A 23,850-nucleotide genomic window follows, 5' to 3' on the forward strand; every position below is an offset into this window, starting at 1 on the left:
GGAGGAGCACCAGCATGCCAGATAGTGTGCCGGTGTTTGAAGCAGGAGCAACTCGACCAACGGAATTCCGAGTCGCTCTCGCGCTGCCGCGACGAGGTCCGGCCGGCATATTCGGGCTCGAGTGTCGCGCCGCAGCGGAGCTGGCGGCGGCCGAGATCGACGCGTCGGGCGGAGTCGCTGGTCGTACCGTGCAATTCGTCCACGTCGATGCCGGCGGCGACCCCGCGACGACTGCCGCCACCATCACAGCGCTTCTGGACTCCGGCGCGATCGATGCCGTCACTGGGTGGCACCTCTCGAACGCTCGCCAGGCCATTGCCAAGGTCGTCGGTGGGCGAGTGCCGTATGTCTATGCTGCCGCCTACGAAGGTGGTGAGTGCAGCGACGGCGTGCTGTGCAGCGGGGAAGTTCCCGGCGATCAGATCGTGGCGTCACTGCACTGGTTGCGCACCGAGGCGCGGCTGCGCCGGTGGTTCATCGTCGGCAACGACTACGTGTGGCCGCGCGGAACGGCGGCGGCAACTCGAGTCGGACTGCAGGACACCGACATCTCGATCCTCGGTGAACGGTTCCTGCCGCTGGGCACCGACGCCCCAGCGGTCTGGGATCGAGTACTCGGCGAGGTCGTCCGCAGTGGGGCAGAAGGCGTCATGTCACTGCTCGTCGGGTCTGACGCGGTGCGGTTCAACCGTGCCTTCGGACGCATGGGGCTGGACGCGACGATCACTCGTTTCAGTCCCTTCACCGACGAGACCGTGATCCTCGCCAGCGGCGCCGACGCGACAGCGAACCTCTTCATCTCGGCGGGGTGGTTCGCAGGCCTTGGTTCTGCGTCGGCCGTCGAGTTCACCGCCGGTTTCGCCCGGGCGTTTGATCTGCTGAACGGGACCGCACCCATCGGCGAGTCAGCGGCGCCGCCCCCAGGCACGATGGCCGAGACGACGTACTCGGCGGTCCATCTCTTGGCGGGTATCGCGAGCACCTCGGTACCGACGGTGCAGGACGCGCGGCGCGCATTCAGTAAATGGGGATGGGATTCCCCGCACGGGCCGGTCGACCTCGATCGCGGATCAGCGCGGCACCCAGTCCACCTGGCGAAGGCGCGCGGCGTCGAGCTCGATGTCATCGCGCAAGTCCGATGAACCAGGAGCGGAACGCGGGGAGCTAGGCCTCGATCTCGCCGACGATGCGCCGCTCGATGCTGGCCCTGGCGATCGCGGGCAGCACCACGAGGCCGTCGAGCTCGTTGCGGGCCTTGGCGTAGGCGTTGCGGCGTTCGTCGTGGGTGGCGGACTCGTCGGCCGCCACGCGGAGCAGAAGCTGCGCGCGTTCCAGCCGCTGCTGGCCCTCCGGCGAGAAGTCACTGCGTCGTCTGCGGATGGCCTCCGCCTCGGCCACGTCGAACGCCGACGCGTAGTCGTGCACCGCGTCGCGGTAGTCGAGTTGGGTCGCGCGGTCGCCGATGGCGTCGTCGACGGTCGCCGGGCGCAACAGGTCGGCGCGGCTGCGCGACTTGTGGAAGGCGACGGTGAGCGGTTGCCGCATGTCGGTCATCATCGGGAAGTCCAGCAGCTTGGCGACGTCCATCTCGTAGTCCAGCCAGCGCGCGTCGATGCGGTCGTGGTGTCCGAGGAGCTTGGTCAGCTCACGCCGCGACGTAACTTCGTCGACCTTGGCGCGCCCCGACGCCTCTGCGACCGCGATCTTGGTCTGCTGCTTGATCCGGAACTTCTCCAGCCGGCGCTCGGCGCGGCGGTCGTTGGCCGCTGCGACCGCCCTGATGCCGCCGCCGATCATCCCGCCAAGCGGAAAGATCAGCCACCAGAAGTGCATCACGGAGTCCACGGTTTCCAGAATGCCACCGCAACGAGCCCGACCCCCGAACTCGGCCATTCAGCGCGCAGCGAACACCGTGGTGGCCGCCATTCAGCCGCGAGACTGCGGTGAGATCGCCACACCGCGAGAATCGTCGATCTCCCAGCAGTCTCGAGATGGTTGGCTGGACTACGGGGCCAGGCCGATGTTGCGGTACCGGCGCAGCCGGTCGGCCATCCGCGTCTCGGCGGGCTGGGCACGCAGCCGGTGCAGTTCGTCGGCGATGGTCGCCGAAAGGTGTCCGGTGAACTCCACCGGGGTGTCCGCCGCATCGGGGTGCTCGGGCACGATCGCATCCACGATCCCGTGGCGCATCAGATCGGCCGACCGAATGCCTTGTGCGGCAGCCAGTTCCGGGGCGTGGTCGGTATCGCGGTAGACGATCGCGCTGGCGCCCTCCGGCGGCAGAGGAGCTAGCCAGCCGTTCAGCGCGGCGAGTACCCGGTCGGCGGGCACCATCGCCAGGGCAGGGCCGCCGCTGCCCTGGCCGAGCAGCACCGACAGCGTCGGCGTGTCCAGCGTGACCAGCTCGGCAAGGCAGCGGGCGATCTCCCCGGCGAGGCCGCCCTGTTCGGCCTCGGTCGACAGAGCAGGGCCCGCGGTGTCGATGACGAGCACCAGCGGCAGTCGCAGCCCGGCCGCCAGCGCCATGCCGCGACGGGCCTCCTGAAGGGCCCGCGGCCCTACCAGCCCGCCGACGACCCGTCGCTGACCCACCACCACCGCGGGCTGCCCGCCGAATCGCGCGAGAGCGAGCACCGTCGTCGCCGCCTCGCCCTGCTCGGTGCCCGACAGCAGCACCCGATCGGTCGTCCCGTGCCTCAGCAGGTAGTCGACGCCAGGACGGTCCGGACGTCGCGACGCCTCAACGGAGTCCCAGGCGGGCACGTCGGGGACCGGCGCGACGTCCGGTGTCTGCGGGGGAGCGCCCGGTTCGTCGGCCATCACCTTGAGCGCGCGGTCCAGCGTCGAGCGCAGCAGGTCCAGCGGGACGACACCGTCGATGACGCCGTGGCGGTGCAGGTTCTCGGCGGTCTGGACGCCTTTGGGAAACGGCTCGCCGTAGAGGTGCTCGTAGACCCGCGGCCCGAGGAAGCCGATCAGCGCGCCGGGTTCGGCGGCGGTGACGTGACCCAACGATCCCCAGGAGGCGAACACCCCGCCGGTGGTGGGATGCCGCAGGTAGACCAGGTACGGCAGGTGGGCTTGCTTGTGCAGCTCGACGGCGGCCGCGATCTTCACCATTTGCAGGAACGCGACGGTGCCCTCCTGCATGCGGGTGCCCCCGGAACTCGGCGACGCCACCAGCGGCAGACGCTCGGCCGTCGCGCGCTCGATGGCCGAGGTGATCCGCTCCGCCGCGGCCACCCCGATCGACCCGGCCAGGAAGTCGAACTCGCAGGCCACCACGGCGACCCGCCGTCCGAACACTCGGCCCTCGCCGGTCAACACCGACTCGTCGAAGCCGGTCGCGGCCCTCGCCTCGGCTAACTCCCGCCGGTACTCGTCATCGGCGTCGACCTCGAGGGGGGCAATGTCCCAGCTGGCGAACGAACCCTCGTCCAGCACGGCATCGCGGAGCGCAACGGCACCGATCCGGCTCACGCAGCAAGGCTATCGGGCGCCTCGATAGGCTGACCCCATGATCGGAGTTACCCGCATTGGCCACGTGATGACCCTGGAGATGCAGCGGGAGGATCGCCGCAACGCACTGAACTGCGAGCTCGTCGACTCTCTACGGGAGGCGATCGAGCAGGCCGCCGCCGACGACGTCCACGCGATCGTCATCACGGGCGCCGGCAACGTGTTCAGTTCGGGTGCCGACTTGACCGACACAGCCGGGATGGCAGAGAAGCTGCCCGACAAGGCAAAGGCGCTCAACCTCGCCATCGACGCGGCGCCGATCCCCGTCATCGGCGCGATCAACGGACCGGCGATCGGAGCGGGCGTCATCCTGGCCATGATTTGCGACCTACGGGTCGTCGCAACGGATGCTTACTTCCAGTTCCCGGTCGCCAAATATGGATTGGCGCTGGACAACTGGAGCATCCGCCGACTGACGTCACTCGTCGGTGCCGGCCGCGCCAGGGGCATGCTGATAGCCGCCGAGCGGCTCACCGCGGATGCCGCACTCCACACGGGGATGGCCAACCGACTCGGCACGCTCGCCGACGCGCAGGCGTGGGCTGCCGAGATCGCCGGGTTCGCTCCGCTAGCGCTGCAACACGCCAAACGGGTGCTCAACGACGACGGCGCCTACGAAGACCCGTGGCCCGCGCACCAGGAACTGTTCGAGAAGGCGTGGAGCAGCAAGGACGTCATCGAAGCGCAGGTCGCCCGCATCGAAAAGCGGCCACCGAACTTCCAGGGCGCCTAGATGTGGTGGCAGGCGGCCCGGCTGATCGGCGGGACGGCGGCCATCGCCGCCGGCGGGTGGGCGCTGCGTGCGGTGCAGGGCGCCCCGTCGGCGCTCGGCGCCTCGCCGGTCGAGATCGACGCCGTGACGAAGGGTTCGCCGAACTATCACGACGGCGTCTTCAAGAATCTCGAACCGTCGTCCATGCTGAGCCTCACCCGCCAGGAACAGTTCCTGCTGGTCCGCGAGATCGTCGGGGGCAACTCGCGCCAGCATCCGGAGAAGCCCATCCCGCTGGTCATCCCTGCCGCAGATCTACCCCCAGGGGATCTCGCCGTCACCTGGTACGGCCACTCGTCGGCCGTGATCGAGATCGACGGCTACCGCGTGCTCGCCGACCCCATGTGGAGCGACCGATGCTCACCGTCGCGGGCGCTCGGCCCGCAGCGCCTGCACCCGGTGCCCGCCCCGCTGGACGCGCTGCCCGCGATCGACGCCGTCATCATCAGCCACGACCACTACGACCATCTCGACGTCGACACCATCAAGAAGCTGGCCCGCTCGCAGCGGGCCATGTTCTACGTGCCGCTGGGGATCGGCGCGCATCTGCGGGCATGGCACATCCCAGACGACCGAATCGTCGAGCTGGACTGGAACGAGAGCGCCCAGCTCGGTGAACTCACCCTGGTGTGCACCCCTGCCAGGCACTTCTCGGGACGGTTCCTGACCCGCAACGTGACGCTGTGGGCGTCGTGGGCGCTGATCGGCCCGCGGCACAGGGCCTTCTTCGGCGGCGACACCGGATACACCAAGAGCTTCCCCGACATCGGCGCCGACCACGGTCCGTTCGATCTCACGCTGATGCCCGTCGGGGCGTACCACCCTGGCTGGCCGGACATCCACATGAATCCCGAGGACGCCGTCCGCGCCCACCGCGACGTCAGCGACGCCGGGCTGCTGGTGCCGATCCACTGGGGAACGTTCCGGCTCGCGCCGCATCCGTGGTTGGAGCCCGTGGAGCGCACGCTCCTTGCCGCGGACGCCGAGGGTGTCAGGGTCGCCGTTCCCAGACCTGGCGAGCGCGTCGAAGCCGGACCGACCTCTTCGTTGGACCCGTGGTGGAGGTCGTAACCGGCTAGCGTGCTGATGTGCGCCGCCCCCCGAAGTCTCGCCTGGTGATCGCGGCGCTCGCCGCGCTGGTCCTACTCGTCGGGTGTGGTTCGCCATCTCAGAAGGCCGACCAAGGGACCGAACCGTCCAGCCCCCCATCGTCGTCCGACGTGCCTCCACCGTTGGTACCGGCGATGCCGTTGCCGGACAACGCCGTCGAGAACGCGGTTGCCAAACTCGACGGCCTTGCCCAAGATCTGATGACCAAGACCGGCATCCCCGGCATGGCAGTCGCCGTGGTACACGGTGGAAAGACCGTGTATGCCAAGGGATTCGGGGTCAAGGACGTCCGCAACGGCGATGCCGCCGACAACAAGGTGGACCCCGACACGGTGTTCCAACTGGCGTCGCTGTCCAAACCGTTCGGTTCGACGGTGGTCGCCCATCAGGTCGGGGTGAACGCGATCGGCTGGGACACCCCAATCGTCGACAAACTGCCGTGGTTCGCCCTCTCCGATCCGGCCGCCAGCAGGATGGTGACGATCGGCGACATGTACTCGCACCGGTCCGGGCTGCCCGACCACGCGGGCGATCTGCTCGAGGACCTCGGCTATGACCGGCGCTACGTCCTCGAGCACCTGCGCCAACTCCCGCTCGGCGAGTTCCGGACGTCCTACGCGTACACCAACTTCGGCGTCACCGCTGGCGCGGAGGCCGTTGCCGTCGGCGCGGGAAAGTCGTGGGAGGACCTCAGCCAGGACGTGCTGTATCGACCACTGGGCATGGCGTCGACGAGCTCGCGATTCGACGAGTACCTGGCCCGGCCCAACCGCGCAGTCGGACACATCCACGTCGACGGTGGCTACCATCCGAACTACGTCCGCGACCCGCAGCCCGAGGCGCCGGCAGGCGGTGTGAGCAGTTCGGTCAACGACGTCACCCACTGGCTGAACATGGTGCTGGCCAACGGAAGCTACGACGGCAGGCAGATCGTCGACGCCAAGGCGCTGCTGCCGGCACTGACCCCGCAGATCGTGTCCAGTCCGGCCAGTGAGCCGGCGATGCGATCGGGCTTCTACGGCTACGGGTTCAACGTCGGCACCACCTCGGGTGCCCGGATGCAACTCAGCCACTCCGGGGCTTTCGAGCTCGGGGCGGGCACCAACTTCGTCATCCTGCCGTCGGCGGACGTGGCGATCGTCGCGCTGACCAATGCCACGCCGTCCGGTGTGCCCGAGGCACTCACCGCGCAGTTCGCCGACCTGGTGCAGTTCGGTGAGGTCCGCGAGGACTGGTTCACCCTCTACAACGACGCGTTCAAACACATGGAGGAGCCGTTCGGCTCGCTCGTCGGCAAGCAGCCGCCCGCGAACCCCGCGCCTGCCGCTGCGCTGCCGAGCTACGCGGGCACTTACGACAACCCGTACTGGGGACCGGCCCGCGTCGACGAGAAGGACGGCGCGCTGACACTGTCGCTCGGCCCGAAACTCCGCGTCCCGCTCCAGCATTGGGACGGCAACGTATTCACCTTCTCGTTCGTCGCCGAGAACGCTCCGCCGGGAACGGTTTCCAAGGCCACGTTCGACGGTGGCAAGCTGACACTGGAGTACTACGACCAGGACGGAATGGGCGCCTTTTGGCGATGAGCCGCTTGCGCGAAGAGAGAAGGCACAGTTGACGAGCACGCTCGCCGCAGGACTGTCGGAAGCCGAGGTCGCCAGGCGCGTCGCGGAGGGCAAGACCAACGACGTGCCCGCGCGGGCCGCTCGCAGCGTCAAGGAGATCGTGCGCGCCAACGTCTTCACGCGCATCAACGCGATCCTCGGCGTTCTGCTGATCATCGTGCTGGCCACCGGATCGTTCATCAATGGACTGTTCGGGCTGCTGATCGTCGCCAACAGCGGGATCGGCATCATCCAGGAGTTGCGGGCCAAGCAGACCTTGGACAAGCTGGCCATCGTCGGTCAGGCGAAACCCGTGGTGCGCAGGCAATCCGGCACCGTCGCGAGGTTGCCCAACGAAGTGGTGCTCGACGACGTCATCGAGCTGGGTCCCGGCGACCAGATCGTCGTAGACGGCGATCTCATCGAGGAGACCAACCTCGAGGTCGACGAGTCGCTGCTCACCGGTGAGGCCGACCCGATCGACAAGGACGTCGGCGACAAGATCATGTCGGGCAGTTTCGTCGTCGCGGGCAGCGGCGCCTACTGCGCCACGAGGGTGGGCCGCGAGGCCTACGCCGCCAAGCTCGCCGAGGAGGCCAGCAAGTTCACGCTGGTGAAGTCCGAACTGCGCAGCGGCATCAACAAGATCCTGCAATTCATCACCTACCTGCTGATCCCCTCGGGCCTGCTGATCATCTACACCCAACTGTTCACCACCGACGCCGGCTGGCGGGATTCGGTGCTGCGCATGGTCGGTGCCCTGGTGCCGATGGTGCCAGAAGGCCTGGTGCTGATGACGTCGATCGCGTTCGCCGTCGGCGTGGTCCGGCTCGGCAGGCGGCAGTGCCTGGTGCAGGAACTTCCCGCCATCGAGGGACTGGCCCGCGTCGACGTGGTGTGCGCCGACAAGACGGGCACGCTCACCGAAAACGGCATGCGGGTCAGCGATATCAAGGCGCTGAGCACCGACGACGTCGAGGACGTTCTCGCTCAGCTGGCCGCCGACGACGAGCGGCCGAACGCCAGCATGGCCGCCATCGGTGAGGCGTATGGCACGCCGCCGGGCTGGACCGCAACGGCGAAGGCGCCGTTCAAGTCGGCGACCAAGTGGAGCGGTGCGTCGTACGGCGACAACGGCAACTGGGTGATCGGCGCTCCCGACGTCCTGCTCGACCCGGCGTCGCCACAAGCGGAGCAGGCCGAGCAGATCGGTGCCCTGGGTCTGCGGGTGCTGCTGCTTGGGTCGTCCGACATCTCGGTCGATGCGCCCGATCCGCCCGGTGAGGTCAGGCCGGTCGCGCTGGTGGTTCTCGAACAGCGGGTCCGCCCAGACGCCCGAGACACGTTGGATTACTTCGCATCCCAGAAGGTCACCGTCAAGGTGATCTCCGGCGACAACGCGGTGTCGGTCGGCGCGGTGGCGGGCACGCTCGGCTTGCACGGCGAGACGATGGACGCCCGCAACCTGCCCGCCGGACACGACGAGCTGGCCGACACGTTGGAGGAGTACACCACCTTCGGCCGGGTGCGGCCCGATCAGAAGCGGGCCATGGTGCATGCGCTGCAGTCCCGCGGGCACACGGTCGCGATGACCGGCGACGGCGTCAACGACGTGCTGGCGCTCAAGGACGCCGACATCGGGGTGGCGATGGGCTCTGGCAGCTCGGCGTCGCGTGCGGTCGCCCAGATCGTGTTGCTGGACAACAAGTTCGCCACCCTGCCCTACGTCGTCGGCGAGGGCAGGCGCGTCATCGGCAACATCGAACGCGTCTCGAACCTGTTCCTCACCAAGACCGTCTACTCGGTGCTGCTCGCCATGCTGGTCGGTCTGGCCGGGCTGTCCTCGAAGCTGTTCGGCACCGACCCGTTGCTGTTTCCGTTCCAGCCCATCCACGTCACGATCGCCGCCTGGTTCACCATCGGCATCCCGGCGTTCGTGCTGTCGCTGGCACCCAACAAGGAGCGCGCCCATTCCGGTTTCGTGCGACGGGTGATGACGTCGGCGCTGCCGTCCGGACTGGTGGTGGGCATTGCGACGTTCACCGCCTATCTGCTGGCCTACGAGGGCCGGGCGGCGACGGAGACCGAGCAGACCCAAGCGTCGACGGCCGCGCTCATCACGCTGCTGATCGGAGCGTTGTGGGTGCTCGCGGTGGTGGCGCGGCCCTACGAGTGGTGGCGGGTGGCGCTCGTTGCGGTGTCCGCCTTGGCCTACGTCGTGATCTTCTCGATCCCGTTCGCTCGAGAACAGTTCATGCTCGATCCGTCCAACGCCGCGCTGACGGCGATGGCGTTCGGGCTCGGTATCGTCGCCGCCGGACTGATCGAGGTGATCTGGTGGGTGCAGGGCGCGGTGATTGGGGAACGCCGTCGGTTGTGGCGTTCAGCCTCGGATTGAGGTTGTGGAGATCGCCTGCGGATTGAAAGAATGACGGTATCGCCGACAGATAAGGTGGGGACCATGGGATTTCTTGACACATTAAAGGGCCTGGTTTCGAAGAACGCCGACAAGGTCGACACGGCCATCGAGAAGGCCGGCGACATCGTCGACCAGAAGACGCAGGGCAAGTACGCGGGCGCCGTCGACAAGGCGCAGGAGGCCGCGAAGAAGGCGGCGGACGGCACCACGGAGCAGCCCCCGCAGGCCCCGCCTCCGGCCGCGCCGCCTGCACCGCCCGCGTCCTAGGGGTGGCCAAGCTGTCGGTCTCGGTCGACGTCCCGCTGCCTCCAGAGCACGCGTGGGCGGCCGCCTCCGACCTGTCGCGCTACAAGGAGTGGCTGACCATCCACCGGATGTGGCGTACCAAGCTGCCCGAGACGCTGGAGAAGGGCGCCCAACTCGAGTCGATCGTCGAGGTCAAGGGCATGCTCAATCGGATCAGCTGGACGATCGTCAACTTCAAACCGCCGCAGGCCATGACGCTCGACGGCAACGGCAAGGGCGGCGTCAAGGTCAAGTTGATCGCCAAGATCAAACAGGCCGAAAACCACCCAGAGGCGTCCACGGTGACGTTGGACCTGCACCTTGGTGGCCCTGCGCTTTTCGGCCCGATCGGCATGGTCGTTGCAGGGGCGCTCAAGGGTGACATCCGGGACTCATTGAACAAGTTCAAGACCGTCTTCGCGTCCACCTCCCCATAGCGCGAGCAGACACAAATGGCCCTGATTCGGCCCAAATGAGGGCCATTTACGACTGCTCGCGGGAACGGAGGGTCGCGTCGTGAGCTACGCGTACGGGATCGACTTCGATGCCGTCGAGGCCATCGACATCCACACGCACGTCGAGGTCGACGGCCACGGGCACAACTCGTATGACGACGAGTTGGTGGACGCCACCCGGTCGTACTTCAAGATGGGTGACACCGCGGCGGCGGGCGTCGACGAACTCGCCGACCATTACCGCCAGCGCAACGCGGTCGCGGTGGTCTTCACCATCGACGCCGAGACGGCGATGGGCCACGCGCCGAACTCGATCGAGGACCTGATCGCCGGTGCCGCGCGCAACAACGACGTGTTGATCCCGTTCGGGACGGTCGATCCGTTGCAGGTCGACCGCGCCGTGCAACGGGTCCGCGAGCAGGCCGGGCTCGGTGTGAAGGGCTTCAAGTTCCATCCGAGCATGCAGGCGTTCGAGCCCAATGACCGCCGGTTCTACCCGATCTATGACGCCATCGCAGGCGCGAGTGTGCCCGCGCTGTTCCACACGGGGCAGACCGGGATCGGCTCGGGATTGCCCGGCGGGCACCGCATCAAACTCCGCTACAGCGACCCGATGTTGCTCGACGACGTCGCCGCCGACTTCCCCGACCTGACCATCGTGATGGCCCACCCAGCGGTGCCGTGGGTCGACTCGCAGATCGCCATCGCGGCACACAAATCCAATGTGTACCTTGATCTTTCGGGTTACTCGCCGAAGTACTTCCCCCCGCAGTTGGTCCGTGCCCTCGGCAGGCAATTGCGCACCAAGGCGCTCTTCGGTACCGACTACCCCTACATCCAGCTGGACCGTTGGAAGAAGGACTTCGACGCCCTCGATCTCGATCCGGCCGTGCGGCCGCTGATCTTCAAGGAGAACGCGCTGCGGGTGCTGGGGATCTCGCCCTAACAGCAGGGGAAGCACGCGGATACACTGCTCGGTGATCGTGGATTCTGTTTCGATTGTTTCAATTGGAACGTGGAGCGTAGAATCGCAGCATGACCGCCGCTGTTTCCCCACTCGTTCGCCAGGTCGAGGCGCGTGTTCGCCAAGACGCCGGCTTCGCGCAGGTCCTCGACGAGCTCCTGCTCGCGCCGACGACGCCGGAGGGAACGCTCGAGCACGTGGCGGCGGGCAGTATCAACGAACGCCGCCGTGCCGTGCTCGCGAGTGACTTCATGGACGGCGCCCTGCCGACGTCCGAGGTCCAGCACCTATTGCGGTTCGCCTCACCGCAAGCCGTGCATCGACTCCGCAGTCGGGGCCGGCTGCTCGGTGGCCCCGTCGGCAACCAGACGTGGTTTCCGGCATGGCAGTTCGACGACGACAGACTGCGCACCGACCTACCCCGGATCCTCGACCTGCTCACCCAGTTCACGTCGGATCCGGTGGCCGCCGACCGCATCATGCGGATGACCCGCGACGAACTCGACGGCTCGTCGATCACCGAGGCGTTGCGCCACCCGGCCACGGCAGACGCGGCATGGCGGATCCTCACCTCGCTCGGTGCCTGACCTCCCAGCCGGCTATCGTCGGCCGCTGCCCGCGCAGCGGCCGAGCGGGCTGCAGAGTCGACGCGTCCGGGCCGGCACCGAGTTGTGGCGCGTGGAGGCCACCCATCCCTCGGAATGGACGTGGAAGGGGTTCGCGGATCCGCGTTACCGGTTCGATCCGGTGTCGGGTGGATTCCGGACGCGGTATGCGGCAACCCGACTCGTCGGTGCATTCCGCGAGCGCTACCGCGCCACGGGCTCGGTCGTGCCAACGGACCACGCCGGTCAACGTCTCATCCGGCTGGTGAGCACACGGTCGCTGCGGCTCCTCGACCTGCGCACCGAGCGCAATCTCGATGCGCTCCACGTCGACGACCAGATCAGCACTGGCCAACACGAGGCGGTGTGGAACACATGCCAGCACCTCGCCGATGCGGCCCGCCGATGGTGGCCCGACCTCGACGCGATCGTCTACCGATCCCGGACGACGCCGAGCACCTCGGCGAACTACGCCTTCTTCGGCATCGACGGGTTCATGCACGACTGGTGGCCTCTCGCGGAGCGCAGCGACGTCCTGATCGATCTGGTGTTGCGCGAGGGCTTCACCGTGGACTGGGACATCGGCCCGCGATGAGTTTTCTGGGCGGGCCCGGTCGATACCAGTGACCGACCCGCCGACCAAGGAGACCTCATGGCCAACCGCACCGTCGCCCCGCTGGGCGCGCCCACCTGGATCGACCTGCTGACGTCCGACCTGGACCGCGCCAAGGACTTCTACGGCACGTTGTTCGGTTGGACGTTTGAATCCGCAGGACCCGAATACGGCGGCTACGTCACTGCGTCCAAGGACGGCCGACCCGTAGCCGGATTGATGGGCAATGATCCGCAATTCCGGACACCCGACGGCTGGACCACCTACCTCCACTCCGCCGACGTCGACGCGACGATCGCGGCCGCCGTCAACGCAGGCGGCAGCTCGTGCGGCGAACCCATGGACATTCCGGCCAAGGGCAGGATGGCCACGCTGAACGATCCCACCGGTGCGTTCTTCGGGCTCTGGCAGCCCAATGGCCACAACGGCTTCGAGGTCGTCAACGAGACGGGTGCCCCGGTCTGGCATCAGCTCACCACCAGCGACTTCGCCCGCGCCATCGACTTCTACGCGAAGGTCTTCGGTTGGCAGATCCAGGTCGAGGCGGACACCCCCGAATTCCGCTACAGCAACGCGATTTTCGATGGTGAGCCGTTGCTCGGCGTGATGGACGGATCGGTCTTCCCCGAGGTCGGGCCGTCGAGCTGGGCGGTCTTCCTCGGCGCCGACGACGTCGACAAGACGGTCGAGCTGATCACCGACTACGGCGGCAGCGTGGTCCGCGGCGCGGAGGACACCCCGTACGGCCGCCTCGCCGCGGTCACCGATCCGACGGGTGCGGGCTTCAACCTGTCGTCGCTGCAGGGCTGACGGCGCCACCCGGCGCGACGTCGACGATGACCATGTGCGGCCCGTTGGCCGCGGCGAATGCTTCCTTCACCGCAACGGCCAATTCGTCGGCGCGCCCGGTTCGCACGGCGGGGATGCCGTAGCCCTTGGCCAGCGCTTCGTAATCGAGGTAGTCGAGGTCGAGACCCGGCACACCGGTGGTGGTCAGGTAGTCGCCAAAACCCTTGAGGATTCCGTATTCGCGGTTGACCAGGATCAGAAACGTGACGGGAAGTCGGCGGCTGGCCGCGGTGTACAACCCTTGGATGCCGTACTGCGCGCCGCCGTCGCCGCTGACTGCCAGCACCGGCCGCTCGGGTTGGGCGAGCTGGGCACCCACTGCGGCGGGGATGGCGAACCCGAGGCCGCCTGCGGCGCAGAAGAAGAACGAACCCGAACGGCGAAACTTCATCCGGTCCCACATGGCGGCAGCACCGTTCATCGATTCGGTCACGACGATGCCGTCGTGACCGAACTGCGGTCCAACGATGTCATAGACCTGGGATGCGGTGAGCGTGTCGACTGCGGGCGGAATCTCGAGCGGTGCACGCGGTGCTGGCGCGGGCCTGTTGGTCTGCGGTAGGAGCTCCAGCAGACCCTGCAAGGCAAGGGCAGGGTCGGCGACCACCGCGTCGCCGAGCGGCGCACGTGCCGCGGCATCCGGATCGTCCGTAATCGCAACGAGTTCGGCGCCGGGACCTAGGTAGCTGCCCGGGGCGTAGGGGTAGTACTGAAACACCGGTGCCCCGGCAACAAGGATCAGGTCGTGCCCGGCGAGCGACTCGGACAGCCACGCGATGCCCGCGGGGAGGCTGCCCCGGAAGTGTGCGTGGTCGGTGGGAAACCCGACCCGCGAGGCGTTCGGGGCGAGCCACACCGGCAGGTTCTGCCGTTCGGCCAGCGCGACGCTTGCCTCGAACCCGCCCGGCGCCGCGTCCAACCCCGCGCCCACCACCAACACCGGATTGCGGGCGGCAGCAAGGCGTTTCGCGAGCGCGTTGAGCTCGACGGGGGCGGGGACGGACCGGCCGGTTAGTCGGCGCGCCGCCAGCAGTTCCGTGGTGCCGGCTTCCGCGGGCTGCTCGAAGTCGTCCATCGGCAGAGACACGAATACCGGCCCCGCCGGCGGTAGTGCCGCGTAGCGGAATGCCCGAGCGAGCGCAGCGGGCACGTCCTGGGCACGGGGCGGCTCGAACGCCCACTTGACCGCAGGCCTTGGCAGCATTGTCGGATCGGGGTTGGCCAGCAGTGGTTGCATCGTCAACGTCGCGCGCACCTGTTGGCCCGCGGTGATGACCAACGGGCTGTGTGCGCTCGCGGCGTTGATGATCGCCCCCATCGCGTTGCCGAGGCCCACCGCGGTATGCAGGTTCACCAGCGTGGGTTCGCCGGTCAGCTGGGCGTAGGCGTCGGCCATGCCGACCACCGAGCCCTCGTGCAAGCCGAGAACGTAGTCGATGTCGTCGGGAAAGTTGGCCAGGAACGGCATCTCGGTTGACCCCGGGTTGCCGAACACCTTGCGCACGCCCAGCGCGCGCAGCAATCCCCAGGTGGCTTGGTGAACAGTGGGCATGGCGAATCACTGCCTTCGATCTAGGTTTTCGGTTCGAGTGCGCGTGCTCGGGCGGTGTGCACCACCAGTGCCGGATCCGGGTGGGTGGACTGGGCTCGCCAGCAGATCACGCCGTCCGGCCGGATGAGTAGGCCTGCGGTTGCGGGCGCGGGAAAGATCCGGTCCCATGTGTTGTGGTCGGCTATTTCTTGGCGGCGGATCTCACGCAGCCGCACGCCAGAGACCGGATGTGCTCGCAATGTGGAGGCATAGCAGCTGGCATCAGGGGTGAGGAAGGTGAACGCGCCCGGATCCAGCAGGTCCAGCGTGCTCGAAATCGCCCCTTTGAGTGGGATGTGAGGGGCGCGGGTGCCGGGCTGTCCGCTAGGTTGGGCCGGGTCTTCCACGGGCAGTTCGGGATCGAATCCTTCTGCTGTGGCCATGGGGTAGCGAAATCCCAGTGTGATCGGATTGGGGTCGAACTGGTCGAACTGCCGGAAGAATTCGCCGATCCCGTCCCCGGCGCGCAGCATGACGTGTTTGAGGGTGAACTCCGTGATCGGTTGGCGTTCGGACTGGTAGGTGTCCAGCAATGTGTCTTCGGCGTCGCCCGAACAGACAGCGGCCAGTTTCCAGGCCAGGTTGTGCGCATCGGCGATTCCGGTGTTGCCGCCGAATCCGCCGTAGGGCGGCATGAGATGGGCTGCGTCGCCGACCAGGAAGATGCGACCGGCGCGGTAGTGGTCGGCGACGAAGGCCCCGGTGCTCCAGGTCATCGCGCTGTGAACCGCAACGTCGAGGTCGGCTACACCAACCACGGACCGGATCATCGGAATCGCCTCGGTGGCAACAGCAGTCGGATCAATGGAATCCAAGTCGGCCCTTGGGGTCAGGGCGAACCAGTTGTGGTCGCGAGCGTCGCTACGAGTGAACAACAGGGCACCCTCGGCCGGGGCGACCATTGCGCTGATCCGCCGTCCCCTCAGTGCCGACTCGAGGTCGGCGTCGAACAACACGCTCAGACCTTTTCCCGGTATGGGTCGGCCGTGGCGTCCGATACCGAGGCTGGCCCGGATCGTGCCCTTGGCCCCGTCGGCGGCCACCAGATAGCGGGCGGTGATCCGACTCGGTGGCGCGGCCGGCGCGGGCGTGCCGACATGGGATGACGACCACACCACGTCGGCGGTGACGGTGGAGTCGTGCTGCTCGATGTCGACGGCGGTGCAGCCGTAGAACAGTAGGGCGCCCAACTCGATGCTGCGTTGCAACAGAATGGGTTCCATTCGGTCCTGGTCACATGCGTAGTGCGTGGTGGGGCTCAGCCGGTTCTGGCGGGCGAGCGTGAGTGGTAGATGTACCCGCTCGTACTCACCGGAGAGACTGTCGCCGATCGCAACACCGAAATGGTTCTCGCCCGCGGCGCGTACCGCTTCTTCGATTCCGGCGGACCGATACAACTCCATCGTTCGGGCGCTGACACCGCGCAACTTGGGATGGCTCGAGGTCGAGGCGTGCCGCTCGACCAACCACACACGTAATCCCTGTTGCGCCAGGAACATCGAAGCGGCCAAACCGACGAGACCGCCACCGACGACCAGAACGTCACAATCGCACGTGTCGACCGCCAATTCCGACATTGCTTGCTCAGCCTCCGCTCGGAGGGGTGGCGTCGGTCATGGTGCCGACGAGCAGGCAGGGCGCATTCGACCGGTTGCTCCAGGCGTGATTGGTGCCGCGGATGATCACGGTGTCGCCGGGCCGCATCAGCGTCTCATCGGTGTCGGTGACCAGAAAGATCTCGCCCCGGACGCAGGTGAGGCAGTCGAGGGTGTCGGTGCGGTGCATGCTCGGATGCCGGGCGAGATCGGTTTGGCTCGGCCGGTGCTTTTGATGCACCTCGTCATTGAGTTCGGCGAGGACACGGCGGTGTTCGACTTCGTCGGTGTCGTCCGGCGGGATTTCCAGTGCCCGGCAGATCATGCCGTTGGGGAAAGGTTCGCGGCTGGCGCCGAGACCCTCCGTCTGCGATCGGTCGCCGTCAATGCTGTTGTCCACCGGCGTCTCTTGAGTCGCCCACAGCGTGGCGCGCCAGTAGAACCCCTCGCGGGACTGGACATTGGTCAGACCGTGTTGCAGTACCGCTGAGCGGCCTTCGGCGTTGGGCCCGACCACGAACCGGTTCAAACGAGTAGCCGTCATTCCACTGTTCCCTTCAATCATTCCGATCGCGTTCTCACGCACTGAGATGGGGCGCGAAGTCTGGTGTTGGGGTAACGGGGCGGGTGTAGGCGGTGCCTTGCACTGAGTCGCCGGCGATGCGGACGGTGTGCTCGCAGAACCGCCGGAATCCCATGACGTCCAGGCCGAGGCAGAACACCTTGACGCCGTCTTCCAGTGCGGATTTACAGCCGTCGACACTGGGATCGAGTACCGGGCCGCCCATCACCGCGACGCCGTGCCGGTCGGCGGCGGCCTGGACCTTCAGGTACGCCTCACGGATCTTGGGGCTGTCGGTCATGTTGTTGCCCTCGCCGATGGCGTAGGCGAGATCGCCGGGACCGAAGGCCAGCACGTGGACTTGGTTCAATGCGCAGATCTCATCGATGTTGTCCACGGCGTCGGGGTTCTCGATGAGCGGGACGACGAGGAAGTTGCGATTGTTCCATTCGGCGTAGTCGACGAAGGTGCGGTAGGAGTACCTCGCGGCGCGGGTGGCCGGGCAGATGCCGCGGTTGCCCAACGGCGGAAAGAGTGCGGCGTCGAGGACCTGGCGGACATCGTCGGCCGATTTGACCTCCGGCACGAACACGCCCTGCGCGCCGGCTTCCATCGCGCGTCGGATGGCGGTTTCATCCGTACAACTCGGCACGCGGACCAGCGGCACCAAGCCGACGATGTCCGCGGCCAGGACCGCTTCCTCAATGGCACGGGGGTTCGTCGGGGAATGCTCGGTGTCGAGCATGACGAAGTCGAAGCCGGTCAGCCCCAGGACTTCGATCAACGCGCGATCGCCGGTAAAACACTGCATTCCCAACGGAATCTGGCTCTGCTGGATCATCGCGAGCAGTCGGTTGTCGGTATCGAACATGGTTGGTGAGCCTTTCAGTTGCGGGGTTGGTGACAGATCAGGCGCCGGGATCGGCTCGCAGCTCACAGGCTGTGATGCCGTGGATGGCGCAGGCTTCGTCGTCGTCGGGTAGGTGACCGCTCACCCCGACCGCACCGATGACGGCATCGTTGTCGTCGCGGATGAGCACCCCGCCAGGGACGGGCACTAGGTTGCCCTCGGCCAGCGACACAAGGGAGTTGACGAAGGCGGGGTTGGACGCTGCGCGCCCGGCCAGGCTGCGGCTGCCCACCCCCATGTTCAGTGCCCCGAGTGCTTTCCCGCGGGCGATGCGTTCCCGCAGGAGGCTCGAGCCGTCTTCTCCCGCGAAGGCCACCAACCGGCCGGCGGCATCCAGTACGGCCACCGTCATCGGCGGGAAATCGGTGTTGCGTGCGTGGTTGAGCGCGCGGTCCACGATCGTGCGGGCGCGCACCAGGTCGATCAACATAGCCGTCGCGGGTGGCATTCGTCCTCCCAAACAAACATGAACGTGTTCATTTAAAGACGAAAGTACGCCGGATAAATCTATAGCGCAAGTGATCGTGTTCGTTTAGTATGGATCCGTGCCCAAACTCAGCGAGCAGACGCGCGCGCAGCGCCGCCAGCACATCCTCACGAGTGCATGGACGTGCTTCTCACGCGGCGGCTTTCACACCACCTCGATGGACCAGGTGATCGCTGCGACGGGGATGTCCGCCCGGGCGGTCTACCGCTACTTCGGCAGCAAAGAGGAGATCATCCACGCCAGCGCCGAGGAAGGAGTGGTGCGGGTGCGGGGCATTTTCCTAGGGCTACTCGACCGCGACCCGGTCCCTACTCCCGCCGAAACGGTGACCCAGCTGGTCGCCGAACTGCGCAGCAGGACGAACAACCCCGACTACGACATGACCCGCCTCGCGCTGCAGACCTGGGCAGAGGCGCTGCGAGATCCCGTACTCCACGAACGTACCCGTGGGCTCTACCTCGAAACCCTCGGACACATCGCAGAACTGGCTGGCCGGTGGCGCGACGAGGGCTACATCCCTCCCAACTCGGATACCAACGCGGTTGCCGCGACCCTGTTTTCGCTCATGCACGGTCTGATCGTGATGCACCATCTCGTTGACGACGTACCGGCCGATGCCCTGCGCAACGGGCTTTCGCTACTCGGCGCGGCCGTCGTCGGCCCCTACGCATTGCCCGCCTCAACGCCACAGGATGCCCAACCATGACCGACATCGACCTCTCCAATTTCGCCGCTGTCCGCGACGGGTCCCAGCCGCTTCGTGGCTACCTGGCCAGTCCAGTGGGCACCGGCCCGTGGCCGGCCGTGGTGATGATCCACGAGATCTTCGGCCTCGACGATGTCATGCGCGGTCACGCCGACCGGCTCGCCGGTTTCGGCTACCTCACCCTGGCCGTCGACCTGTTCAGCGCGGGTAGCACAGCACGATGCCTGGTCGCCACGATGACCGCCATGATCCGTGGGCGCGGCCGCGCGTTCGCAGACATCTCGGCCGGCCACGACTACCTGGCTGGTTCTCCCGAGTGCACCGGCAAGATAGGCGTCATCGGCTTCTGCATCGGAGGAGGCTTCGCGCTCCTCACCGCGAACAACGGATTTGATGCGGCTGCAGTCAATTACGGTCAGCTACCGCGTCACCTCGACGAAGCGGTGGCAGGCGCCTGCCCGATCGTCGGAAACTACGGTGGCCGCGACCCCTCGCTTCGAGGTGCCGCCCGCCGGCTCGATGCAGCCCTCGACAACGCAGGCGTGACGCACGACGTCAAGGAATACCCCGCCGCCAGCCACGCCTTCCTCAACGACGCCGAGGCAGGCCCCCGCGTGCTTCGTCCCCTCCTGCGGGTAGCTGGCATCGGCCCCGAACCCGAATCGGCCACGGATGCGTGGAACCGGATCGAAAGGTTCTTCGCCACCCACCTACGCTGACGTAGACTGCGCTTGTTGCGGCCGTAAACCATTCTCACGCTACGAATTTCGTGATTGATCCAGACCTAGTGCGAATTCGATCTCGGCGAAGGAACCTGGGTCGACTTGGCGCGTTGCCCCTTTTTGAGCATGTCGAACAGCTCGCGGTACGGCCCCACCAGGTAGGCGGTGTCACCCGCCGCGAGCCGTGTTTCGCGGCGGGGATGCAGCTTCAACGGTGCGCCGTCCCTGGCAATGGCGATCACGCGAGTCTGGTTCGACAGCTCCACCATCCGGAGCCCGTCAAGCTCACTGGCGGCCTCCACCAGTACGCCGCCGACCATGAACGAACGTTGCCCCACCGAGAACGTGCCGAACACCTGCAGGCCCATCGCCTCTCCGATGAACCACGGCGTCGCCAGTTCGACTGTCGAGCGGACGTTTTCGAAGTGGAACCGATGCGCCACCGCGGCACCCAGCGCCCGGTCGTAGATGCGCAGCACCACCGGAACGTCGGGCCGGACGACCTCGGGCATCACGCGGTGGGACAGCATCTCGCGGAGCACGATCCCGGTCTCGATGTTGACCATGTCGTCCTGGGTCAGCACCGCCACCGCCTGGGCCTCGTCGATGCGAGCGGATTCCAGCGTCTGGCGCAGGGTGGCGTCCCCGAAGATGACCGGAACGTCGAGTTCGCGCGCCGACGCCAGGTAGCGGTTGTCGTCGTCGCGCTCGATGACCGCCACGTCGTATCCGGCGGCCTTCAGATCGCTGGCCACACGAATGCCGAACGAGCCGAGGCCGACGACGATGACGTGGTTCTGCAGGTCGCGCACCCGCCGCCGTCCTGCGGACTGAGCGATCCGACGCGACAGCAGCAGATCGGCGATGAACGCCACCAGGATCGCGGTGGTGGTGACGCCTGCGAACATCAACCCGATGCCCCAGATCCGTAGCCAGATGGGTTGTCCTATGAAGCTGAAGTCGCCGTAGCCGACGGTGGCGATCGTCTCGGTGCTGAAGTACAGCGCGTCGATCCACCCCATCCCCGGGGGATGGCGATACGAGAAGCGCAGCAGCACCGTCGCACCGAGCAGCAGCGTCATGGAAGCGGCGAATGCGCGGAAGAACATCGGGTTGATGTCGTCGCGCAACGCGCGAAGGGCGTTGATCCACTTCCGCAGCGGGGAGCGGCGAGCCCGTGCCGTGGCCACTGGTTGCGCGACGTTGATGCCCTGGGCCGCCAGCTCGTCGGCGGTGCCGATCATGGCGGTCCAGTCGCCTGCCAGGACCTGCTGGTCGCGCCCCGGGCAGGCCACCACCTCACCTGGCGTTCGTGACTTCTCCCCGTGGATCACCGCGACCGGTGCGAGGTCGCCGTAGATGTCGCGCAGTGTGGCGTCGTACGGTGCCTCGGTGCCGGAGACGACGAACTCCACCCCGGCCACCGGGATTGCGTGGGTGGTGCGCGCCAAGCATGCCTCGACGACTGATGGCGCCGCGAGGTCGGCGACGTCGAGGATCGCGCCTGGCCCGTTGCTCAAGGCCACCGCTTCGCGCAGCACGCTGTTGGCCAATCGTGCGACGACCCGCACGCTTTCATTGAGTTGTCGTGCCAACAGGGCGATCTCGAGGTTGAGGGCGTCGTCGTCATCGGCGCAGATCACCGCCGTCGCATCCTGAACACCGGCCGCGGCCAACTCCTTGGCGTTGGCGACGACGACGACGTCGGTCCCCGCACCCTGCAGCTCTTCGATGATCCGCAGTCCCAGCGGGTCATCTCCGCAGACGATGGTGTGGCCCCGCATGCTGCGAGGTTACTGTGGCAGGGCATCGGCTGCCGGCTGGTTCGTGACAGGCGAAGATGAATGGATGAGCAATCCACGCATCTACCTCAAGGCGTGCATCAACGGAGCCCGCACCCCCGACCAGCACCCGAACCTGCCGGTCACGCCCGATCAGCTGGCCGCAGCGGCGCTCGAGGCGCATCGGGCCGGCGCGCAGGCCGTGCACATGCACCCCAAGGACGCCAACGGCGTCGACTCGCTGTACGGCGATGCGGTCGCGGCGGCGGTGCACGCCGTCCGCGCGGCCGTGCCCGGTCTGCCGTTGGGAGTGACGACGGGGTTCTGGGCATTGCCCGACGCTGACGCCCGGTTGAGGGCGGTCGAGGCATGGACGGTGCTGCCCGACTTCGCGTCGCTGAACTGGCACGAACCGGGCTCCGAGGAGCTGGCGCACGTGCTGCTTGGCAAGGGGCTCGGGGTCGAGGTGGGCCTGTTCCACGCTGAGGCGGTCGCGTCCTGGGCGAAATCCGACTTGGCCAAGCACTGCATGCGGGCGATGATCGAACTGCAGGGTGATGCGGACATCGCGGCCGCGGACGACATGCTCGAGCGGGTCTTCGCCGTCGGATCGCCGGCCCCGGTGCTGCTGCACGGGCTCGACGAGAGTTGTTGGCCGTTACTGGAATACGCGGGGGAGCGCGGCGTGCAGACGCGAATTGGTCTCGAGGACACCGTGAAGCTGCCGGACGGGTCCGTCGCGCCCGACAACGGCGCGCTGGTGTCGGCGGCGGTGAGCCTGCTCAGTCGGTAGTGGTGGCCAGGGCGAAGTCGGCGAAGTCGAAGCCGGGCACCACCACGCAGCTCACCAGGGTGGGTTCGTCGTCGCGCGGCCGGGCCCGCTGCCAGTGCCCCGGCGGAACCACCAGCTGTGGTGCTTCGCCCGCACCGACGTCGCTGCCGAGCAGAAGCGTTGCGGCACCGTCCTGTTCGGGTCCGATTTCCAACAGCAGAGGGCTACCCCTGTGGTGGAACCACAACTCGGCGCTGCGCACGGTGTGCCACGCCGACTGCTGGCCCGGCATCAGCAGGAACAGGATGGCCGTTCCGCCGCTGCGGGCGCCCGTGTAGCCCGGTGGCAGGGAGGACTGCGCGACCGTCAATTCGCTGCGCCACGTCTCCTTGAACCAGCCGCCCTCCGGATGCGGGGCGAGGTCGAGCGTGCGGGCCCAGCCGGGTAGCTCCGTCATCGGTCTAGCCTACGTCGGAGCACCATGCCAACCCGATACCCTCATCGCATGGCACGCCTGCGCCCCGCATGGTTCGTCGTGCTGTGTGCATTGGTGCTGCTGGTCAGCGCGTGGCTGCCATGGTTGACGACCAGTGCAGGCGGCGGCGGACGGGCCAACGCGATCGGCGGAAAGCTCGGCCAGATCGCCGTGCCGCCGCCCGGCTTCGGCGTCGGGCAGCTGATGGTGCTGTTGTCCGCGACGTTGATCGTGGCCGCGGCGATGGCGGCGCGCGGTCTCTCGGCACGGATCGCTTCGACTGCGGCCCTGTCCATTTCGGTGCTCTTGACGGTTCTGGCATGGTGGTACTTCCGGCTGTACGTGGCACCGCCGATCGCAGCGGGCTACGGGTTCTACATCGGCGGGGCAGCGACCGCCGTTGCCGTGGTGTTGTCCGTACTGGCAATGGTCGCCGCGTGGTCCGAGGGGAGTAGACGCCGATGACGGGATTCGTCGAGCCGGTCGTGCTGACCGGGCAGCAGTGGGTCAAGCTCGAGCCCTTGTGCGCCGCGGACGTCCCGGAGATCGCGGTGGCCTCGGCCGACGGCGACGTCGGCAGCCTGTGGTTCACCAGCGCGCCATCTCATCGCACGGCGCGGGAGTGGGTGGACGGGCGGTTGGCCGTGCAACACCCCGATACCGGGCTGACGTTCGTCGTACGCACGCTGGACGGCCGCCTGGTCGGGTCGTCGAGCTACTGCAACGTGGACCCGCCGAACCGGCGCCTCGAGATCGGGTACACCTGGTTCTCCGGGTCGGTGCGCAGAACCGGCGTCAACACCGAGGCCAAGCTGCTGATGCTCGGCCATGCGTTCGACGAGTTGGCTTGCATAGCAGTCGAATTCCGCACGCACTTCTTCAACTCCACCAGCCGGGCCGCCATCGAGCGGCTCGGCGCCAAGCTCGACGGCGTGCTGCGCAGCCATCAGCTGTCGGCTGACGGGTCGCGGCGCGACACCGTCGTCTACTCGATCCTCGACATCGAATGGCCAGCGGTGCGCAACAACCTGCGGTTCCGGCTGGACCGCTAGCG

Annotated in this window: 25 protein-coding genes; 16 read left to right on the forward strand and 9 right to left on the reverse strand. The window is 67.2% G+C overall.

The annotated features are described in order from the left end of the window. Positions 1–14 precede the first annotated feature (14 nt). Positions 15–1,142 carry a substrate-binding domain-containing protein gene (locus HNP02_RS11655; protein ID WP_184438357.1) on the forward strand — a complete coding sequence of 376 codons (1,128 nt, stop codon included), beginning with the start codon at positions 15–17 and terminating at the stop codon, positions 1,140–1,142. A 22-nt stretch (positions 1,143–1,164) separates the two neighbouring features. Here the strand turns inward: HNP02_RS11655 and HNP02_RS11660 are convergent, their stop codons facing one another. Both HNP02_RS11660 and HNP02_RS11665 read right to left on the reverse strand, forming a co-directional pair. Next, the gene (locus HNP02_RS11660; RefSeq protein ID WP_184438933.1) at positions 1,165–1,833 is read right to left on the reverse strand and encodes a hypothetical protein; all 669 of its coding nucleotides are present in this window, start codon (positions 1,831–1,833) and stop codon (positions 1,165–1,167) included. 171 nt (positions 1,834–2,004) lie between these two features. Next, positions 2,005–3,480: a carboxyl transferase domain-containing protein gene (locus tag HNP02_RS11665; protein ID WP_184438359.1), complete on the reverse strand. Its 1,476-nt coding sequence runs from the start codon at positions 3,478–3,480 to the stop codon at positions 2,005–2,007. Positions 3,481–3,517: 37 nt separating this feature from the next. Between HNP02_RS11665 and HNP02_RS11670 the strand changes: the two genes are divergently transcribed. The 10 genes from HNP02_RS11670 (at position 3,518) to HNP02_RS11715 (ending at position 13,156) form a co-directional block, all read left to right on the forward strand. Next, positions 3,518–4,252 (forward strand): enoyl-CoA hydratase, encoded by a 735-nt coding sequence (locus HNP02_RS11670; protein WP_184438361.1) that lies wholly within the window; start codon positions 3,518–3,520, stop codon positions 4,250–4,252. Then, positions 4,253–5,362: an MBL fold metallo-hydrolase gene (locus tag HNP02_RS11675; protein ID WP_184438363.1), complete on the forward strand. Its 1,110-nt coding sequence runs from the start codon at positions 4,253–4,255 to the stop codon at positions 5,360–5,362. Between the two features lie 17 nt (positions 5,363–5,379). Next, complete coding sequence (locus HNP02_RS11680) at positions 5,380–6,987, forward strand: serine hydrolase (protein ID WP_184438365.1); 1,608 nt, start codon at positions 5,380–5,382, stop codon at positions 6,985–6,987. A 28-nt stretch (positions 6,988–7,015) separates the two neighbouring features. Then, on the forward strand, positions 7,016–9,403 hold the full coding sequence (locus HNP02_RS11685; RefSeq protein ID WP_184438367.1) for a cation-translocating P-type ATPase: 2,388 nt from the start codon (positions 7,016–7,018) through the stop codon (positions 9,401–9,403). Positions 9,404–9,466: 63 nt separating this feature from the next. Then, positions 9,467–9,691 carry an antitoxin gene (locus tag HNP02_RS11690; protein WP_184438369.1) on the forward strand — a complete coding sequence of 75 codons (225 nt, stop codon included), beginning with the start codon at positions 9,467–9,469 and terminating at the stop codon, positions 9,689–9,691. A 2-nt stretch (positions 9,692–9,693) separates the two neighbouring features. Continuing rightward, positions 9,694–10,146 carry an SRPBCC family protein gene (locus HNP02_RS11695; RefSeq protein ID WP_184438371.1) on the forward strand — a complete coding sequence of 151 codons (453 nt, stop codon included), beginning with the start codon at positions 9,694–9,696 and terminating at the stop codon, positions 10,144–10,146. Between the two features lie 79 nt (positions 10,147–10,225). Continuing rightward, positions 10,226–11,110, forward strand: coding sequence for an amidohydrolase family protein (locus HNP02_RS11700; RefSeq protein WP_309241518.1), 885 nt, complete (start codon positions 10,226–10,228; stop codon positions 11,108–11,110). Between the two features lie 89 nt (positions 11,111–11,199). Then, complete coding sequence (locus HNP02_RS11705) at positions 11,200–11,715, forward strand: hypothetical protein (RefSeq protein ID WP_184438373.1); 516 nt, start codon at positions 11,200–11,202, stop codon at positions 11,713–11,715. Further along, a complete protein-coding gene (locus tag HNP02_RS11710; RefSeq protein WP_184438375.1) occupies positions 11,708–12,328 on the forward strand; it encodes an RES family NAD+ phosphorylase in 621 nt (206 codons plus the stop codon). Before HNP02_RS11705 ends, HNP02_RS11710 begins: the two co-directional genes overlap by 8 nt. 57 nt (positions 12,329–12,385) lie before the next feature. Beyond that, complete coding sequence (locus tag HNP02_RS11715; RefSeq protein WP_184438377.1) at positions 12,386–13,156, forward strand: VOC family protein; 771 nt, start codon at positions 12,386–12,388, stop codon at positions 13,154–13,156. On the opposite strand, the gene mdlC is transcribed toward HNP02_RS11715, so the two are convergent. Genes mdlC through HNP02_RS11740 form a run of 5 tightly spaced genes read right to left on the reverse strand, consistent with a single transcriptional unit; the run spans position 13,131 to position 18,301 of the window. After that, positions 13,131–14,747, reverse strand: coding sequence for a benzoylformate decarboxylase (gene mdlC, locus HNP02_RS11720; protein ID WP_184438379.1), 1,617 nt, complete (start codon positions 14,745–14,747; stop codon positions 13,131–13,133). The genes HNP02_RS11715 and mdlC overlap by 26 nt on opposite strands. A 20-nt stretch (positions 14,748–14,767) precedes the next feature. Continuing rightward, entirely contained in the window at positions 14,768–16,363 is a 1,596-nt protein-coding gene (locus HNP02_RS11725; RefSeq protein WP_184438381.1) for an FAD-dependent oxidoreductase, read from the reverse strand. A 7-nt stretch (positions 16,364–16,370) separates the two neighbouring features. After that, positions 16,371–16,925, reverse strand: coding sequence for a cupin domain-containing protein (locus HNP02_RS11730; RefSeq protein ID WP_184438383.1), 555 nt, complete (start codon positions 16,923–16,925; stop codon positions 16,371–16,373). Between the two features lie 34 nt (positions 16,926–16,959). Continuing rightward, positions 16,960–17,814: an HpcH/HpaI aldolase/citrate lyase family protein gene (locus HNP02_RS11735; protein WP_184438385.1), complete on the reverse strand. Its 855-nt coding sequence runs from the start codon at positions 17,812–17,814 to the stop codon at positions 16,960–16,962. Positions 17,815–17,851: 37 nt separating this feature from the next. Next, positions 17,852–18,301 carry a heme-binding protein gene (locus tag HNP02_RS11740; protein WP_255506438.1) on the reverse strand — a complete coding sequence of 150 codons (450 nt, stop codon included), beginning with the start codon at positions 18,299–18,301 and terminating at the stop codon, positions 17,852–17,854. A 97-nt stretch (positions 18,302–18,398) separates the two neighbouring features. Here HNP02_RS11740 and HNP02_RS11745 point away from each other — a divergent pair, with 97 nt between their 5' ends. Then, complete coding sequence (locus tag HNP02_RS11745; protein WP_184438387.1) at positions 18,399–19,046, forward strand: TetR/AcrR family transcriptional regulator; 648 nt, start codon at positions 18,399–18,401, stop codon at positions 19,044–19,046. Continuing rightward, positions 19,043–19,765, forward strand: a complete 723-nt coding sequence (locus HNP02_RS11750) for a dienelactone hydrolase family protein (protein ID WP_184438389.1) — start codon at positions 19,043–19,045, stop codon at positions 19,763–19,765. The genes HNP02_RS11745 and HNP02_RS11750 overlap by 4 nt, the downstream gene beginning before the upstream one ends. 65 nt (positions 19,766–19,830) lie before the next feature. Here HNP02_RS11750 and HNP02_RS11755 read toward each other — a convergent pair whose 3' ends face one another. Next, on the reverse strand, positions 19,831–21,552 hold the full coding sequence (locus tag HNP02_RS11755; RefSeq protein WP_184438391.1) for an NAD-binding protein: 1,722 nt from the start codon (positions 21,550–21,552) through the stop codon (positions 19,831–19,833). 64 nt (positions 21,553–21,616) lie between these two features. Here HNP02_RS11755 and HNP02_RS11760 point away from each other — a divergent pair, with 64 nt between their 5' ends. Next, on the forward strand, positions 21,617–22,342 hold the full coding sequence (locus HNP02_RS11760) for a 3-keto-5-aminohexanoate cleavage protein (RefSeq protein ID WP_184438400.1): 726 nt from the start codon (positions 21,617–21,619) through the stop codon (positions 22,340–22,342). On the opposite strand, the gene HNP02_RS11765 is transcribed toward HNP02_RS11760, so the two are convergent. Next, the gene (locus tag HNP02_RS11765) at positions 22,332–22,778 is read right to left on the reverse strand and encodes a cupin domain-containing protein (RefSeq protein ID WP_184438402.1); all 447 of its coding nucleotides are present in this window, start codon (positions 22,776–22,778) and stop codon (positions 22,332–22,334) included. The genes HNP02_RS11760 and HNP02_RS11765 overlap by 11 nt on opposite strands. A gap of 48 nt (positions 22,779–22,826) precedes the next feature. Here HNP02_RS11765 and HNP02_RS11770 point away from each other — a divergent pair, with 48 nt between their 5' ends. Then, positions 22,827–23,261, forward strand: coding sequence for a hypothetical protein (locus HNP02_RS11770; protein WP_184438405.1), 435 nt, complete (start codon positions 22,827–22,829; stop codon positions 23,259–23,261). Further along, positions 23,258–23,848 carry a GNAT family N-acetyltransferase gene (locus HNP02_RS11775; RefSeq protein ID WP_184438407.1) on the forward strand — a complete coding sequence of 197 codons (591 nt, stop codon included), beginning with the start codon at positions 23,258–23,260 and terminating at the stop codon, positions 23,846–23,848. Before HNP02_RS11770 ends, HNP02_RS11775 begins: the two co-directional genes overlap by 4 nt. Positions 23,849–23,850 lie beyond the last annotated feature (2 nt).

It is taken from the genome of Mycobacterium sp. AZCC_0083 (assembly GCF_014202335.1).
Taxonomy (GTDB): Bacteria; Actinomycetota; Actinomycetes; order Mycobacteriales; family Mycobacteriaceae; genus Mycobacterium.